The organism is Allosphingosinicella sp. (assembly GCF_036570505.1).
GTDB lineage: Bacteria > Pseudomonadota > Alphaproteobacteria > Sphingomonadales > Sphingomonadaceae > Allosphingosinicella.
This window is the reverse complement of record NZ_DATCYB010000002.1, coordinates 17,216-32,758: the sequence shown is the minus strand read 5'-3', so window position 1 is coordinate 32,758 and position 15,543 is coordinate 17,216. Positions and strand designations below refer to the sequence as shown.

At 66.2% G+C, this 15,543-nt stretch carries 16 protein-coding genes; 9 read left to right on the top strand and 7 right to left on the bottom strand.

Translation table 11 applies throughout. The features are described 5' to 3' along the window. Window positions 1-587 (bottom strand): ImuA family protein (locus VIR62_RS00195; protein ID WP_431867659.1); only part of this gene is annotated, 587 nt, incomplete at its 3' end. A 138-nt stretch (window positions 588-725) separates the two neighbouring features. Between VIR62_RS00195 and VIR62_RS00190 the strand changes: the two genes are divergently transcribed. Genes VIR62_RS00190 through VIR62_RS00180 form a run of 3 tightly spaced genes read left to right on the top strand, consistent with a single transcriptional unit; the run spans window position 726 to window position 5,483 of the window. Further along, a complete protein-coding gene (locus VIR62_RS00190; RefSeq protein ID WP_431867658.1) occupies window positions 726-3,551 on the top strand; it encodes a M16 family metallopeptidase in 2,826 nt (941 codons plus the stop codon). Window positions 3,552-3,576: 25 nt separating this feature from the next. Continuing rightward, window positions 3,577-4,689 carry a sensor histidine kinase gene (locus VIR62_RS00185; RefSeq protein ID WP_431867663.1) on the top strand — a complete coding sequence of 371 codons (1,113 nt, stop codon included), beginning with the start codon at window positions 3,577-3,579 and terminating at the stop codon, window positions 4,687-4,689. After that, on the top strand, window positions 4,686-5,483 hold the full coding sequence (locus VIR62_RS00180) for a LytR/AlgR family response regulator transcription factor (RefSeq protein ID WP_431867656.1): 798 nt from the start codon (window positions 4,686-4,688) through the stop codon (window positions 5,481-5,483). The genes VIR62_RS00185 and VIR62_RS00180 overlap by 4 nt, the downstream gene beginning before the upstream one ends. Here VIR62_RS00180 and VIR62_RS00175 read toward each other — a convergent pair. Continuing rightward, window positions 5,480-6,034, bottom strand: a complete 555-nt coding sequence (locus VIR62_RS00175; protein WP_431867655.1) for a TetR/AcrR family transcriptional regulator — start codon at window positions 6,032-6,034, stop codon at window positions 5,480-5,482. The genes VIR62_RS00180 and VIR62_RS00175 overlap by 4 nt on opposite strands. A 143-nt stretch (window positions 6,035-6,177) precedes the next feature. Between VIR62_RS00175 and VIR62_RS00170 the strand changes: the two genes are divergently transcribed. From VIR62_RS00170 to VIR62_RS00155, 4 genes are all read left to right on the top strand, one after another. Beyond that, on the top strand, window positions 6,178-7,185 hold the full coding sequence (locus VIR62_RS00170; RefSeq protein WP_431867653.1) for a saccharopine dehydrogenase NADP-binding domain-containing protein: 1,008 nt from the start codon (window positions 6,178-6,180) through the stop codon (window positions 7,183-7,185). A 154-nt stretch (window positions 7,186-7,339) separates the two neighbouring features. Beyond that, the gene (locus tag VIR62_RS00165) at window positions 7,340-8,581 is read left to right on the top strand and encodes an adenylate/guanylate cyclase domain-containing protein (RefSeq protein WP_431867651.1); all 1,242 of its coding nucleotides are present in this window, start codon (window positions 7,340-7,342) and stop codon (window positions 8,579-8,581) included. A 66-nt stretch (window positions 8,582-8,647) separates the two neighbouring features. Next, complete coding sequence (locus VIR62_RS00160) at window positions 8,648-9,418, top strand: isocitrate lyase/PEP mutase family protein (protein ID WP_431867650.1); 771 nt, start codon at window positions 8,648-8,650, stop codon at window positions 9,416-9,418. 17 nt (window positions 9,419-9,435) lie between these two features. Next, the gene (locus tag VIR62_RS00155) at window positions 9,436-9,816 is read left to right on the top strand and encodes a VOC family protein (protein WP_431867648.1); all 381 of its coding nucleotides are present in this window, start codon (window positions 9,436-9,438) and stop codon (window positions 9,814-9,816) included. Here VIR62_RS00155 and VIR62_RS00150 read toward each other — a convergent pair whose 3' ends face one another. Continuing rightward, window positions 9,817-11,049, bottom strand: a complete 1,233-nt coding sequence (locus tag VIR62_RS00150) for an ABC transporter permease (RefSeq protein ID WP_431867647.1) — start codon at window positions 11,047-11,049, stop codon at window positions 9,817-9,819. Continuing rightward, on the bottom strand, window positions 11,046-11,999 hold the full coding sequence (locus VIR62_RS00145; protein WP_431867645.1) for an ABC transporter ATP-binding protein: 954 nt from the start codon (window positions 11,997-11,999) through the stop codon (window positions 11,046-11,048). Before VIR62_RS00145 ends, VIR62_RS00150 begins: the two co-directional genes overlap by 4 nt. A gap of 46 nt (window positions 12,000-12,045) precedes the next feature. Here VIR62_RS00145 and queG point away from each other — a divergent pair, with 46 nt between their 5' ends. Next, window positions 12,046-13,182: a tRNA epoxyqueuosine(34) reductase QueG gene (gene queG, locus VIR62_RS00140; RefSeq protein ID WP_431867643.1), complete on the top strand. Its 1,137-nt coding sequence runs from the start codon at window positions 12,046-12,048 to the stop codon at window positions 13,180-13,182. Window positions 13,183-13,197: 15 nt separating this feature from the next. On the opposite strand, the gene VIR62_RS00135 is transcribed toward queG, so the two are convergent. Together VIR62_RS00135 and VIR62_RS00130 are read right to left on the bottom strand one after the other, a co-directional pair. Next, entirely contained in the window at window positions 13,198-13,581 is a 384-nt protein-coding gene (locus VIR62_RS00135) for a hypothetical protein (RefSeq protein ID WP_431867642.1), read from the bottom strand. Continuing rightward, window positions 13,578-14,270, bottom strand: coding sequence for an EI24 domain-containing protein (locus tag VIR62_RS00130; RefSeq protein ID WP_431867640.1), 693 nt, complete (start codon window positions 14,268-14,270; stop codon window positions 13,578-13,580). Before VIR62_RS00130 ends, VIR62_RS00135 begins: the two co-directional genes overlap by 4 nt. A gap of 103 nt (window positions 14,271-14,373) precedes the next feature. Here VIR62_RS00130 and VIR62_RS00125 point away from each other — a divergent pair, with 103 nt between their 5' ends. Then, window positions 14,374-15,384, top strand: coding sequence for an adenosine kinase (locus tag VIR62_RS00125; protein ID WP_431867638.1), 1,011 nt, complete (start codon window positions 14,374-14,376; stop codon window positions 15,382-15,384). Here the strand turns inward: VIR62_RS00125 and VIR62_RS00120 are convergent. Beyond that, window positions 15,381-15,527 carry a hypothetical protein gene (locus tag VIR62_RS00120; RefSeq protein WP_431867637.1) on the bottom strand — a complete coding sequence of 49 codons (147 nt, stop codon included), beginning with the start codon at window positions 15,525-15,527 and terminating at the stop codon, window positions 15,381-15,383. The genes VIR62_RS00125 and VIR62_RS00120 overlap by 4 nt on opposite strands. Window positions 15,528-15,543: the final 16 nt, after the last annotated feature.

Below are 15,543 nucleotides of genomic sequence, written 5' to 3'. Positions count from 1 at the left end.
GCCGCGCCCGGCACGCAGGCGATGCGCCAGCGGGTCATGGCGGCGGACGGCACAGCCAGTGGATCCTCGCCGTTCTTGCGCCAGCGCTTCAGCATCAGGGCGGTGGTGCCGCCCTCCTCGGCCGCCAGTTGCAGCCGGCGGGTCGAGGCCATGGAGACGCGGGCGACTTCACCCACCACCGCGGCGAGGCCGCCATGGCGCAGCCCCTCCTCCATCACTGCCAACACCTCCTCGTCGCTGCGCGCCTCGGCATAGAGGACCCGGTCCGGCGGCAGTCCCGCCTGCATCAGGCCGGGCGCGAAGAGATCGCGCCGTGCCAAGGTCCACAGAACCGTGCCGGGCCGCCGCGCCGCGATGCCGGCGACAAACAGGGTGGCGGCGGCCTCGTCGAAGAGGCCGGCACGCTCGCCCACCATTTCATGGAGCGCCGCCATAGCCAGCCCGCCGCCGTCCAGCCGCCGATCGATCTCCTCGACCTCGAAAGGCAGGCTTTCACGCCCTTCCCTCCGTCCCGCCGATTCGATCGCCCGCACCTCGTCGCGCAGGGCGGCGAGGGGGTCGATCCGAGAGGACGACTGAGCGGGCATGGCGACTCCAGGAACTCACTTGTTCACTTTATGTTCCTTCTATTCATACAGAGTCAAGCCACTGGAACAGAAAGAGGATCGCCCACCCCTGTCCATCTGCCGTTTCCAAACCGTCGCTCCCTCACTAGCTAGGACCCGATGCCCTTCCTCCACCGCTGCCTGCTCGCCCTTTTTTTCATCCTCGTCACGATGCCGGTCCATGCCGCCGGCGACCCGGACTGGCTCTATCGCGGCAGCGATATTCCACGCGACGAGGCCTGGGCCTTCGGCACGCTCCCCAACGGCGTCCATTATGCGGTGCGGCAGAACGCGCTTCCCGCCGGCCAGGTCTCGATCCGGCTCAGGATCGACGCCGGCTCGCTCAACGAGGAGGACCATCAGCGGGGGTGGGCGCACTTCGTCGAGCACATGGCGTTCCGCGGCACGGCAGGCTTCGGCGACGGCGAGGCGCGGGAGACCTGGCAGAAACTGGGCGCCAGCTTCGGCAGCGACACCAATGCGTCCACCAGCGCGACCCAGACCGTCTATAAGCTCGACCTTCCCGGCGCCGACCCGCAAGAGATCGACCTCAGTCTCGACGTCCTCTCCGACATGGTCGACACGGCGCTGTTTGATCCCGCCACCGTCGAGGCGGAGCGGCGCGTCATCCTCGCCGAAAAAGGCAGGCGACCCGAGCTCACCACCCGCATGATGGAGGAGAGCTGGCCGCTCTTCTACGCCGGTCTCAAGATCGCCGAGCGTGACGCGATCGGCACTGACGCAACCTTGAGAGGCACGACGGCGGAAGGCCTGCGCGCGTTTTACGAACGCTGGTACCGGCCGGACAGGACGACGGTGATCATGGTCGGCGACGCTGATCCGAAGCTGATGGAAGAGCTGATCGCCAAGCATTTCGGACCCTGGCGTGCCAGCGGTCCAGCGCCCGAAGAGCCGGATTACGGCGCGATCGCCGAACCCGCACGCCGCGCCGCCACGCTAGCTTATCCGGGGACGCCTTACAGCCTCTCGCTGATCTGGCTTCGCCCCTACGAAAAGCTGCCCAACACCAAGGCGCGTGAGAAAATCGACCTCGCCCGCTCGATCGCTGCGCGAATCGTCAACCGTCGGCTCGAGGCGAAGGCGCGTACGGGCGCCTCCTTCCTGCGAGCGGCGATGGGCGAGACCCGCTCGACCCATATCGCCGACCTCACCCAACTCAACATCACCGCCCGTAACGGGCTCTGGCGGGAAAGCCTCGATGAGGTCTTCGCGATCATCAACGATGCGTTGAAGGCGCCGCCGAGCGAGGCCGAGATCGCCCGCGAACTGGACAATGTCGAAACCGCCGCGACCTCCTCCGTCACCGGCGCCTCGACCGTGAAGTCGCAGCAATGGGCGCGGCAACTCGTCAACGCGGTCGACGGCAACAGCATTGTCGCCAGCCCGGCCACCGCGCTGGCCATCCTCGATGAGTTGATGCCCGAGATGACGCCGGAGCGGGTCGGGGCCGCGACGCGCCAACTGTTCGAAGGCGCGGGGCCGAAGCTGATGTTGACAAGCCCCAATGCCATTTCGGCCGAGACAGCGGCGGCGGCGCTCGCCGACGCCGAGCTGACTCTCCCGGCGGAGCGCGCGGCTGGCCGGGAAGTCGGCATGGACGACCTGCCGCCACTTGGCCTCCCGGGCAGGGAAGTCTCGCGCCAGGCGATCGAGGACGTGGGCGTCACGATCGTCCGCTTCGACAACGGCTCGACCCTCACCTTCAAGCAGACGGATTTCGAGAAGGGCTCGGTGCTGGTCCAGCTTCGCTTCGGCCACGGTCATGCCGGCTTTCCGGCCGATCAGCCCTCCCTCGCCTGGCTCGACGGGATCGTCAGCGCCTCTGGTATCGGAGATCTCGACCTGGATGCGATGGAGCGCCTGCTGACCGGGCGGAAAATGGCGATGAGCTTCGGCGTGACCGAGGACGCGACGGTGCTCGCGGGCCAGACCAACGGCACCGACCTTGTCGATCAGCTGCGACTCCTCGCCGCCAAGCTCGCTTATCCCCGCTGGGACGAATCCCTGTTCAGGCGGTACCAGGCGAGCGGCCTGGAGAGTTACGAGCTGCATTTCGCGTCGGCGTCAGCCCGGGCCAAGCGCGAATTCCCGCTCTTCAGCCGGGGTGGCGATGCGCGCTGGGCCGCGCCGAGCCGGGAGGCCATCGCGCGAGCGACGCCGGAGCAGTTCGAGGCCGTTTTCGCGCCGCTGCTCGCGCAGGGACCCGTGCATGCCATCATCGTCGGCGACGTAGACCTGGAGACGGTGGTGGCGGCGATGGAGACGAGCGTCGCCGCCCTCCCCGCCCGACCAACGGCCGAAGTGCCCCCGAATGCGCTCGCCAACAGACCCCCCGAGCCCAATCCGGTGCCGCGGGTTTTCACGCACACCGGCGACGCGGATGAAGCCTACGCCATAATCGGCTGGAACACATTCGGCGGCACCGACCGGATCAAGGACCGGCGGGCGCTGAGCATGGCCGCCAACATGTTCGAAGTGCGTCTCTACGAGCGGCTACGCGTCGTCGAAGGGGCAAGCTATTCGTCGAACGCCGCGTCCAACACGTCGCGGACCTTCCCCGATTGGGGCATTTTCTATGCGATGGCCGAGATTCGGCCGGAGAGCGCGGACACCTTCTTCCGCATCGCGCGCGAGATCATTGCCGACATGGCCGCCAAGCCTGCGGCGACCGACGAGTTCGCGCGCGCGCAAAATCCGATCACGAGCGGCATCGAGCGGCGGCTGAGGACCAATGCTTACTGGCTGAACGCCATGGAGGACTGGATCGAGCATCCCGAGCTGATCGACCAGACGCGCAGCTTCCTCGCCGACTACGCCACTATGACGCCGGAGGATGTGCGGGCCGCCGTCGCCGAGCACGTGATCGACCGTGGCGACTGGTCGATGCTCGTTTTGCCGAGTAAAGCAAAGGGCAGTGGCGACTGAACCCTTCCCTCTGACCGCCCCGCCGATGGGTGGCGACGCGGCGAAGCGGCTGAAGCCGTTCGGGCTCCAGCAGCAGCCCTTCTTCGCCGACAAGAACCGCGCCTTCTGGACCCTCCAGTCGGCGGGTTGGGCGGGCTATTTCATCCTCCGGTCGCTGTCGGGCATCGCCAACGCGTTCGGCTTCACCTTCATCGTCCACACCGCGCTTCTGACGGCGACCGGCTATTCGATCACCTTGTTGATGGCGGCCGCGTTCCGGCGCCTCATCAAGATGCGGCCGATCATTACCTGGGCCATTTCCATAGCCCTGGTGTTGATCGCCTCCGCCGGATTCTCGGCGATCGAGACCTGGAGCCACGCGACCTTCCTGAGGCCCGGCACGCGGCCCGAAGGCATGGAGTTCCTGGGCGCCATCCTGCTCGATTTCTCGCTGCTCGCCGCCTGGTCCGCGCTCTATTACGGGATCAACTATTATCTGCTGCTGGAAGAACAGACGGACCAGCTTTTGCGGCTGGAGCACCAGGCGAGCTCGGCGCAGCTCGCCATGCTGCGCTATCAGCTCAATCCGCATTTCCTGTTCAACACGCTGAACTCGATCTCGACCCTCGTGCTCCTGAAGCAGACGGACCGGGCCAATGCGATGCTCTCCCGCCTCTCTTCCTTCCTCCGCTATACCCTCGTCAACGAGCCCATGGGTTCGGTGACGGTCGCGCAGGAGGTTGAAACGTTGAAGCTCTATCTTGAAATAGAGAAGATGCGTTTCGAGGAGCGGCTGCGGCCGCGTTTCAATATCGACCCGGCGGTGGCGCGAGCGCGCCTGCCTTCCCTTCTTCTTCAGCCGCTGGTCGAAAATGCGATCAAATATGCCGTCACGCCGCAGGAGGAAGGCGCCGACATAGCAGTGGAGGCGAGGAAGATCGGCGACCGGGTGGTTATCACCGTGTCGGATACCGGGCCGGGGGCGGACGGGCAGGCGCTGAGGACGGGGCAATCGTCCACCGGCGTCGGTCTGGCGAACATACGAGACCGTCTGGCGCAAGCCTATGGCGCCGACCAGCGCTTTGAGACTCAAACGAACATAACGGGGGGCTTTGGCGTTATCATAGAAATTCCCTACCAAATCGAGGAACCGAAATGACCATCCGCACGATCCTGGTGGACGACGAGCCGCTTGCCATCCAGGGGCTGCAACTGCGCCTGGAAAAGCATGAGGATGTCGAGGTCGTCGAGACCTGCTCCAATGGCCGCGAGGCGATCCGCGCGATCAAGACCCACAAGCCCGATCTCGTCTTCCTCGACATCCAGATGCCTGGTTTCGACGGCTTTTCCGTGATTCAGGGCCTGATGGAAGTGGAGCCGCCGCTCTTCGTCTTCGTCACCGCTTATTCCGACCACGCCATCCGCGCCTTCGAGGCGCAGGCGGTGGATTACCTGATGAAGCCGGTGGAGGAGGACCGCCTCGCCGACACGATGGACCGCATCCGCCAGCGCCTCAGCGAGAAGCGCGGCGCCGAAGAGGTCGGACGGCTCAAGGAGGTGCTGGCGGAAGTCGCGCCCGATTCGGTCAATGTCGAAGGGGTTGAAGATGCCCACGCCTCCAGCCGCTACGAGAAGCTGATCAACATCAAGGATCGGGGGCAGATATTCCGTGTCGATGTCGATTCGATCGAGAAGATCGACGCGGCCGGCGACTATATGTGCATCTATACGGGCGACAACACGCTGATCCTTCGCGAGACGATGAAGGATCTGGAAAAGCGCCTCGACCCGCGCCGCTTCCAGCGCGTCCATCGCTCGACCATCGTCAACCTCGATCTCGTCCGCCAGGTGAAGCCGCACACCAACGGCGAGTGCTTCCTGGTGCTCGATTCAGGCAGCCAGGTGAAAGTCAGCCGCTCCTACCGCGACGTCGTGGCGCGGTTCGTCCATTAACCGCTTCGCGCGGCCTTGAGCAGCGCCTCGACGCTGGTTTTGAGTGTGGCGGCGATGCGCTCGCCGCCACCGAGCGGCGCGCTCATGAACGCGCCGTCGAACACCAGCGCGAGCTCCGCACCAACCTCTTCCGGACGCGGTAGGCCCATGCGCCCGGCGATCGACGTCAGGCGGCGGCGCATTTCCTCCTTATGGGCGACCGCCACGCGGCGGGCGGGATGCTGGGGATCGGCGAACTCGGCTGCGACGTTGAGCTGCGGACAGCCGCGATAGCCGGGGCGCCTGAGGCGCGCGCCGATCCATTCAAGATGCGCGTCGAGTTCGACTGCGGGATCGTCGAAATGCTTTGCGGCGACCGCATCCCAGTGGCGCCAGAAGTCCCCATCTTCCTCCTTAAGGAAGGCGGCGACCAGCACGTCCTTGGTTGCGAAATGCCGATAGAGGCTGGTCTTGGCGATCCCCGATTCCCTGACGATCAGGTCCACCCCGACCGCGCGCACGCCGTTCCGATAGAAGAGTGCCGAGGCCGTCTCGAGAATCCGATCACGCACGGTGGACCCACGCCCGACGGCCGCTGAAGCTTCCTTATTCGCCACGTTCGATTCCAATCCTCCGCGCTGTGCTTGACAACGCTACAGATCAGTAGCATCTATGGCAAGGAAACAGACAGGTCTGTATCGATAGGGGATGAGGAATGCTGGGCAAGCCACGGGTCGTACTTTACGGGGCCGCCGGTCACACAGGGCGTTTCGTCGCCGCCGAGATCGCCAGGCGCGGATGGACTCCGCTCCTGACGGGGCGGGACATGGCCAAGCTGAAGCCGGTCGCCGATCGCCATGGCGCGGAGGCCCGTCAGGTCGAGGTGATGGATGCCGCTGGGCTGGATAGGCTCCTTGTCGGCGCCGACGCGGTTATCAACTGCGCGGGCCCTTTCGGCGACACCGCGCCGCCGCTGATAGAGGCGACGCTCCAGGCCGGCATCGCCTATCTCGACGTCACCGCGGAGCCGTTGGTGACGATGGAGGTCTTCGCATCCTACGCTGACGCGGCGCGAGCGGCGGGAGTGGTCGTGGCGCCGGCTTTCGGCTTCTTTGGTGCGCTCGGCGATCTGCTGGCGACCGCCGCGATGGGGGACTGGCATAGCGCCGAGCGGATCGACCTCGCTCTCGCGCTCGACGAATGGAAGCCGACGCGTGGCAGCCGTCTGGCGGGTGTCCGGCGGGCCGGACGGCGCGTCGTCTTCGCCGATCGCCGCCTTGAGATACACGACGGGACGCAGGCGGCGCCAGAAGGACAGTGGACCTTCCCCGCGCCGTTCGGAGAGCAGCCGGTACTGGGCGAATTCTCCACCGTGGACGTGGTGACGATCGCGCGTCACCTTGATGTCGATGCGATCTCCACCTGGATCAATCTCGCGCCGCTCGCCGACTTGCGCGATCCGGCGACGCCGGAGCCCGATGCAGGGGATGCAAGCGGGCGTTCAGCGCAGCAATTCATATTCGAAGCCGTCGTCCATCGCGGAGGGGAGCAACGTCATGCATGGGCCGCGGGGCGTGACATCTATTGGGTTACCGCCCCCCTTGTCGTCGAGGCGGCTGGACGCATCCTGGACGGCCGCGCTCGGACCTCCGGAATGGTGTCGGCAGGCGAACTATTCGATGCGGGCGACTTTCTCGCGGCGATGGCGCCCCATTTTACCTAAAAAATCGATAGACCCGGGCGCCCGATGCCTACGATCCCGCGCCTTCAATGAGACCATGATGGCCACCGCAAGCGCTAACGTCAGAGTCCAGGTCGGCGATAGACTTGCCTCCTCGAACGCCTTAGCCTCACTCCAACGGCCGGAGGGGGCGGGCATGGGCGTCTTGTTCCAGCACTTTCCCGATAGCGAGGCGGAACGGGATTTTGTCCGCTCCGAGCGCGCCGACCGCGCGCCCGCGATCCGCGCGCTCATCATCATCGCCATAGCGACACTCGGTTCCTACATCGTAATGAATCCTATGCATTTTCCACGCGCGGGCGTGCTCGTCTACACCGCCGCGGCGCTGGCCTTCATCGCCATTCTCCTCGGATTGTTCTTCGTCACGAAAACCGAATTCTATCTCGCCAGACGCTGGATCGATCTTCCTCTCTTCGTCGCCGTGTTGCTGGGGATGATCGGCCTGACCAAGGCGCTGATCGATCAGGCGGCCATCACGGGCTTCCCTTCCCATGTCATGGCATTGATCCAGATGGGAATATTGGTGATCTTCGCGAGCGTTGCCTTCGCCGGCAACGTGTTCCTGTTCTTCCTTTGGGCGGCAGGCGTGTTGGCGCTTTTCTCGGCCTGGCTGTTCAGCTTGCCGGTGTCGCCGATCGGCAAGGTGTATGCGCTCACCAATTTCACTACGTTCCTCATCTTCGCGCTCTATTTCAACTGGGAGATAGATCGGCGCGCGCGCGGCGTTTTCGCCGCGAATCGCGCTCTCGTCGCCGAACGGAGAAAAACCGAGGAGCTGCTCTACAATGTGCTGCCGCGCGAAGTGGCGGCGCGACTGAAGGCGGGCGAGGCCGTCGCCGACGCCTTTTCGGACCTGACCGTGACCTTCGTCGACATCGTCGCCTTCTCCAGCCTCGCCCAGCGCCTGTCGCCGGGGCATCTGGTGACATTGCTCAACGACTTCTTCTCGGCCGCAGACGATTGCGCCGACCGCCATGGTATCGAAAAGGTGAAGACGATCGGCGACGCCTATCTCGCGGTCGCCGGCGGCATGGCCTCGCGCGGCCTCGGCGGAGAGGCGGCCCTCCGCTTTGCCCGCGACCTAATCGAGAAAGTGGAGGCGCTGGCTGAGGCAAGCGGCATCGACCTCCAGGTGCGGATCGGCATCCACACCGGGCCGGTGGTGGGCGGCGTCATCGGCAGCAGCCGGCTCGCCTACGATTATTGGGGCGACACGATGAACATCGCCAGCCGCCTCCAGCATGCCGCGCCGCCGGGTGGCATCGCCGTCTCGGAAGCGACCTACTTCCAGACACGGCACATGCAGGATTATGAGCCGGCTCAAACGACTTTATTGAAGGGCGTCGGTGAGACGGCGATTCACATTGCCCGCCTTTGATCGCAAGATGTGGGATGGCGGGTCGATCGGGGGCGTCTACCGCCTCGCCCACGCAAGGAGACGAGAATGACGTCGCAGAAAGACAAGGCCCGGCAATTCGCCACGCTCCACAAGCCGGGTGAGCCGCTGATCCTGTTCAACGCCTGGGATCCAGGGAGCGCGAAGGTAGTGGAGGAGGCCGGAGCCCGGGCGATAGCCACGGGAAGCTGGTCCGTCGCGGCCGCTTTCGGCTTCGAGGATGGCGAGAAGCTGCCGCGCGAGCTGGCGCTTGCCAATCTGGAGCGAATCGTCTCTGCCGTCTCACTGCCAGTTACCGTCGATCTGGAGGGAGGCTATGGGCGCGCGCCGGCGGAGGTCGCGGAGACGGCCTCCCGCGCCATCGGCGCCGGCGCCATCGGGTGCAATCTGGAGGATCAGGTGGTCGGCGGCGACGGCCTTTTCGCCATCGACGACCAGTGCGAGCGAATCGACGCGGTCCGCAAGGCGGCGGACAAATCGGACATTGCCTTCTTCATCAACGCCCGCACCGATCTGTTCCTGAAGGCGCCGCCGGAGCAGCATGGCGGCCTCGTCAAGGCGGCGCTCGATCGCGGCCGCCTCTATGCCGAGGCGGGGGCAAGCGGGCTGTTCGTACCGGGGCTGGCCGATGAAGGCCTGATCGCGACCGTCTGCTCCAAGACGCCGCTCCCGGTAAATATCATGGCGTCCCCCAACACTCCGCCCGCCAAGCGGCTGGCTCAGCTGGGCGTCGCGCGGATCAGCCACGGGCCCGGCCCCTATCGCATCGCCATGCGGGCGCTGGCCGAGGCGGCGCGGGCGGCCCATAAGGGCGCCTGACGACGAGGGAGGCCGGCATGGCGAAAGTGACGGGACTGGGCGGCATTTTCTACAAGGTCGCCGATCCGGATCGGACGCGGGCCTGGTATCAGGAAACGCTCGGCATCGGCGGCGAATGGGGTGCCATGTTTCCCTGGAGTATCGAGGCGGGTAACGACGCCTACAGCCTGTTTTCACCCTTCAAGGCCTCCACCGACTATTTCGATCCGAGCAGCGCGGCGTTCATGGTCAATTTGCGTGTCGACGATCTCGACGCCTTCCTGGCCGAACTGAAGTCGAAGGGCGTCGAGGTTCTGGGCACGCAGGACGAGGAATATGGCAAGTTCGCCTGGATCCTCGATTGCGACGAGGTCAAGATCGAGCTGTGGCAGCAGGCGGGGCCGGCGCCGGCCACCTGATCAGGCTGTGCTACCTTGACCCAATGCGGAGGTGGAAGCAGAGCCCGAGTCGGACTTCAATACATTGCGGCGGAAGAAGCCGGCGGCGAGCTTCACCGACAGCCATGCCCACAGCGCCTGCCAGGCGATCGCCAGAAGATGCGGCCATAGCTCCGGCGCCTGGGCGGCCAGCGACACCATCGCCAGCGGCGAGCTGAACGGAAAGATCGCCGCCGCGATGCCGACAAAGCCGCTGTACGACCCGACCGCCAGCGAGGCGAACAGGAAGATGAAGACCTGCACGACCATGATCGGTATCGGCAGGGTCTGGACCTCGCGGACCGAAGAGGCCTGCGAGCCCATGCCGAGATAGAAAGCACCGAGCAGCAGATAGTTGGCGCAATAGTAGATCAGCACGAGCAGGATGAAGAGCGGCCATCCCACGGCGGGCGCGGTGAGGTCGAAGAGACTCTCGGGGGGCCAGATGGCAAGGCCGAGAAGAGCCGCGAAGACCCAGACGGCGATGCCGACCAGCGAGACGCAAAGCATCGCGAACAGCTTGCCGAGGAAGATGGCGTCGATCGGCACCGCCGCCGTCAGCACCTCGATCACCTTGTTCGACTTTTCCTCGACGAAGTTCGAGAGGAGCATGGCGGGCAGGAACACGGTGAGCATGAACAGGATCATCTGCGCGGCGCGCGCCGTGGTCGTGCGGAGCGAGGCGATGGAGCCGGCCGATTCCGCGACTTCGACGAACTCGAGTTCGATCGGCGACGGCGCCGCGCCGGCACGGGCGAGAACTCGCGCCTGCCGCGCCTCCTCGACGACCAGCTGCATCTGATCGCGAACATTGCTCGTTTCGCTGATGGCACCAGTGAGCCGGGGCCGATCGATGCCGCCGGTGAGGACGGCGACGATCCGCTGCTCGCGCGATTCGAGAAGGTCATCGATCTGGGCGGCGATCACATAATCGGGCTCGGCATGAACGAGCGCGACCCTCTCATAATCCTGGAAGGCGGGCGCCAGCCGCGTCTGCGCCGCCTCGATGGCGTTGAATTCCGCTTCACTCGCGATCACGGCAACGCTGGAGCGCATGTCCTGCCTCGCCATCCGCTCGCCCACGCCGCCGAGCAAAAAGGATACACCGAGCAGGATAACCGGCCCCAGCAGGAAGAAGATAAAAGCCTTGGAGAATACCGTGGCCGTAAAGTCCCGGCGCCCGATGACATAGGCGGATTCCAAAAGCCCCATCATTCGGCCGCCTCCACTTCCCGTTCCTCATCGGTCTCCATCTGGCGCGCCGCCGCTTCGCCGGCGATGGCGACGAAGGCGTCGTGGAGGCCGGGCCGTTCGATCGAAAGCTCCTCAATACCCGCACCGCCCTCGATCAGCGCCTTCAGAAGCGGTTCGATGCCGCCTTCGGGCAGCTCGAAATGCCAGATGCCGCCGTGACGCACCTCGGCGTCCGCGGGAAGCGCCCTGCGCCAGGCGCCATCGGCGGCGCGCGTGCGCAGCCGGACCTGCGGCCGGAGCCGCTCGCGAGCTTCCGCGACGCTGCCTTCGAACCGAATCCGCCCGCCGGCGATGATCGCGACGCGCTCGCACAGCCGCTCGGCATGGGCGATGACATGGGTCGAAAAGATGATGGTCGCGCCCTCCGCCGCTTCCTCGCGGATCAGATGCTCCAGACGTCCCTGGTTGATCGCGTCGAGGCCGGAGAAAGGCTCGTCGAGGACGATCAGCTTCGGGCGGTGGACGATCGTGCCGAACAGCTGGATCGTCTGCGCCATGCCCTTGGACAGGCTCTTGATCGGCTGATCCGTATAGTCGCCGAGGCCATTGTCGGCGAGCAGGCCGCCGGCCCTCTTCCGGCCGACATCGAGCGGGAGTCCGCGCAGGGCGCCCATGAAGGCGATGACGTCGCGCGCCGTCATGGCGGGATAGAGGCCGCGCTCCTCGGGCATATAGCCGACGAGCCTGGCCGCCTCGAGCGGCCGCTCATGGCCGAGCAGCGTCCGATGACCCCGGTCAGGGTTGATGATGCCGAGCAGCATGCGCAAGGTGGTCGTCTTGCCCGCGCCGTTGGGGCCGAGGATCCCGTAGATGGTGCCTTCGGGGACAGCGAGGCTGATTCCATCGACGGCGGGCTTGCCGTCGAACGCCTTGAACAGCCCTTTCGCCTCTATAGCCGGTCCCGCTGCCATTTTTTGCCGTCCCCCAACGCTTTCAATGTGGTAGCGGCATCTCGGCATGGATGGCAAGCGAAGACAAGAGCTTAGAGCCGGATTGGACCGGGAGGCGAGGACGGTCGGTTTTACCGCCGTCGGAGTCGCGCGCGCCGACGCCGCCCCCCGGTCGGCGGCGCGGCTGCGGCAATGGCTCGATTCCGGCGCCCATGGCGACATGATCTGGATGGAGACCACTGCCGACCGGCGGGGCTCGCCCGCCGCGCTATGGCCCGAAGTGAAGTCGGTGATCGCGCTGGGCATGAGCTATGCGCCAGCCGCCGATCCGCTGGCGCTGGCGGACGAAAAGGAGGTCGGCCGCATCTCCGTTTACGCCCAGGGCGCCGACTATCACGACACGGTCAAGAAGGGCCTGAAGGCGCTCGCGCGCTGGCTGGTCGCCGAGGCGGACGGCTGCGATCTCAAGGTGTTCGTCGATACCGCGCCGGTGATGGAGAAGCCGCTGGCCGAGGCGGCGGGGCTCGGCTGGCAGGGCAAGCACACCAATCTCGTCAGCCGCGCCGACGGCAGCTGGCTGTTCCTGGGCGCCATCTACACGACCCTGGAGCTGCAGCCCGACACGCCCCACGCCGAGCGTTGCGGAAGCTGTACGCGCTGCCTTTCCGCCTGCCCCACCCGGGCCTTCCCCGCCCCCTTCCAGCTCGATGCGCGCCGCTGCATTTCCTATCTTACGATCGAGCATAAGGGGCCCATCCCGCACGAGTTCCGCGAAGCCATCGGCAACCGCATCTACGGCTGCGACGACTGCCTCGCCGTCTGCCCCTGGAACCGGTTCGCCGACACGGCGCGCCGTCACCAGGCCTTCGTTCCGCGCGGGGAGCTTGCCGCGCCCGCGCTCGCCGACCTGCTGGCGCTGGACGACGCGAGCTTTCGCAAGGTCTTCGCCGGATCGCCGATCAAGCGGATCGGCCGCTACAGGATGGTGAGGAACGCCGCCATCGCTGCGGGGAACAGCGGCAGCGGAGCGCTCGTCGAGCCTCTCAAGCGTCTGGTGAGCGATCCCGATCCGGTGGTGGCCGAAGCGGCGGAATGGGCGTTAAGTAAACTCACCGGAACCCATTCGACCCGAGCGCAGTCGAGGGGCGTATGTGATGAGTCCGTGCCAGCGCCCCTCGACTGCGCTCGGAACGAACGAGCCTAATATTCTCGCTACCAGCTACCGCGCCTCTTGCCGCCGGGTGAGCGCCGCGGCGCAGCTGGCACGATCCACGTCCCGCCCGTCCGGCAAGCGCGCATCGACATAGCTGACGACCGGCTCGCCGCCGCGCTCGGGCGGATAGAGATAGGCGTCGAGGACGCAGACCTGGCTGGCGAACTGGAGCTTGCGGGCGGCGCCTTCGCGGATATCGAGGTCCGGCTCGCCAAACTGCGCCTCCAGCGCATGAGCGGTCTGGCCCATGACGTTTTCCAGGCCGATGGTGCTAAAGGTCGGCGGCGCCGGCTCACCCACCTCGCCTCCGGACTGAGGTACGGCCGTGCAGCCGGCCGTGAGGAGCGACAGGCCGAAAGCGGCGCCCCAGCGCCTGGTGCAAACAGTCATCGGGTCTCCGCGTGGTAAAGATGGGTGGCGATGGCCGCGCCGAGCACGGGCGCCAGCAGGTTGACGAAGGGGATGGCGAACAGGAACGCCGCGCCGAGGCCGAGCAGCAGGCGCTTTCCACGACTGTGCGTCAGCCACCTGCGCAGCGCCTCGCCGTCGAGATGGCGCGCCGCCACCATCTCGCCCAGGTCCCGGCCGAGCGCGACGGCATTGATGACGAAGAAGAGGATGAAGGGGCCGATGCCCGTCACCATCAGCAGCAGATAGAAGGGCAAAGCGAGCAGGTTCCAGAGAAGCAGCCGTCCGGCGGAGCGAAGGCCGAGGCCGATCGACCGCACCATGGATGGGTTGCGTCCGCTCGCCGCGGCGGCGGGAAAGTGGCGCGTCTCGACCGCCTCCACCACTTCGTCCGCGAAGACGCCGATGACGCCGATGGCGATGGCGGGAAAGAGGAACCACAGGCCGAGCACGCCCAGCACCAGTGCCGCCGCGGTGCCGGCGCCGGTTCCGATCTCGCAGCGATAGTCGAGCGGGCCGATACCGCACGGGTTCGAGCCGACCAGGAGCCAGCCTAGCAAGGCTCCGGCGAGCAGGAACAGCGCCAGGGTGACGAGGAGCGATTTGACGAGCACGCGCCGGATGCGCGGATCACCGAGCTGGGCGATGGCGAGCGGCAGAGCGGCGAACATAGCATCCTGATTCGCCCAGCCACCGCCAAGCGTCAACCGCTGGTTGATCGCGCGCGTCGCCGAGGCTAGGCACGCGGCTCATTTCCGAAGGAGCCGACCGCCCGTGACCGAACCCAGCCTCCCCGAAACCAGCCTGGACGTCCTCGCCATCGGCAACGCCATCGTCGACGTGATCGCCGCCACCGACGATGCCTTCCTCGAAACGGAGGGTCTCGCCAAGGGCTCGATGCGGTTGATCGACGCGGCCGAGGCGACCCGCCTTTACGGTCGGATGGGACAAGCGCGGGAGACAAGCGGCGGATCGGCGGCGAATACGGTCGCGGGCCTTGCCGCGCTCGGCCTGCGCGCCGGCTTCATCGGCCAGGTCGCGGGCGATCAGCTCGGCGAGATTTTTCGTCACGACATCACCGGCCTCGGCGTCACCTTCACCACCCCGGTCGCGCATGGCGGCGTTCCGACCGCCCGCTGCCTGATCCTCGTCACGCCCGACGCACAGCGCACGATGAATACCTTCCTGGGCGCGTCGCAGCACCTGCCCGCCGCCGCCCTCGATGCCGATCAGATCAAAAGCGCCGCCATCTTGTATCTGGAAGGGTATCTGTGGGATCCCGAGGAGCCGCGCTGGGCGATGATCAAGGCGATCGATATCGCCCGGAACGCGGGGCGGAAAGTGGCCTTCACCCTCTCCGACAGCTTCTGCATCGCCCGCCACCGGGACGGTTTCAACCAGCTCATCGATAGCGGCAAGATCGACATCCTCTTCGCCAATGAGGAGGAGATAAAGGCGCTGTCGGGCGAGCCGGATTTCGGCGCCGCCGTAGCGGCGACGAGCAGCCGGGTCGAGACCCTGGTCGTCACCCGCAGCGAAAAAGGCGCGATGGCCCTTCGTGGACGAGAGCGGGTCGCGGTGCCGGCCGAGCCGATCGCCAAGGTGGTCGACACAACCGGGGCGGGTGATCTGTTCGCCGCCGGCTTCCTCGCCGGCCAGGCGCAGGGCCGCACGCTCGAGGAGAGCCTGCGCATGGGCGCCATCGCGGCCGCGGAAGTGATTTCCCATTATGGCGCGCGTCCCGAGGCCGACCTCAAGGCGCTGGTCGCGAAAAAGCTCGACTAAGGACCCGGAGTCGCCGGCGGCTCGGGCACGTCCACGTCCGGCACGGGCGGACTGATTTCGGGCAGCGGACGGGTCGGCCGGCCCGGCTCCGACAGCCGCGGCGGCTGTTCCGGCGGCAGCGGCGGATCGGGCGGTGTCGACATCGGCATTCTCCTTGCC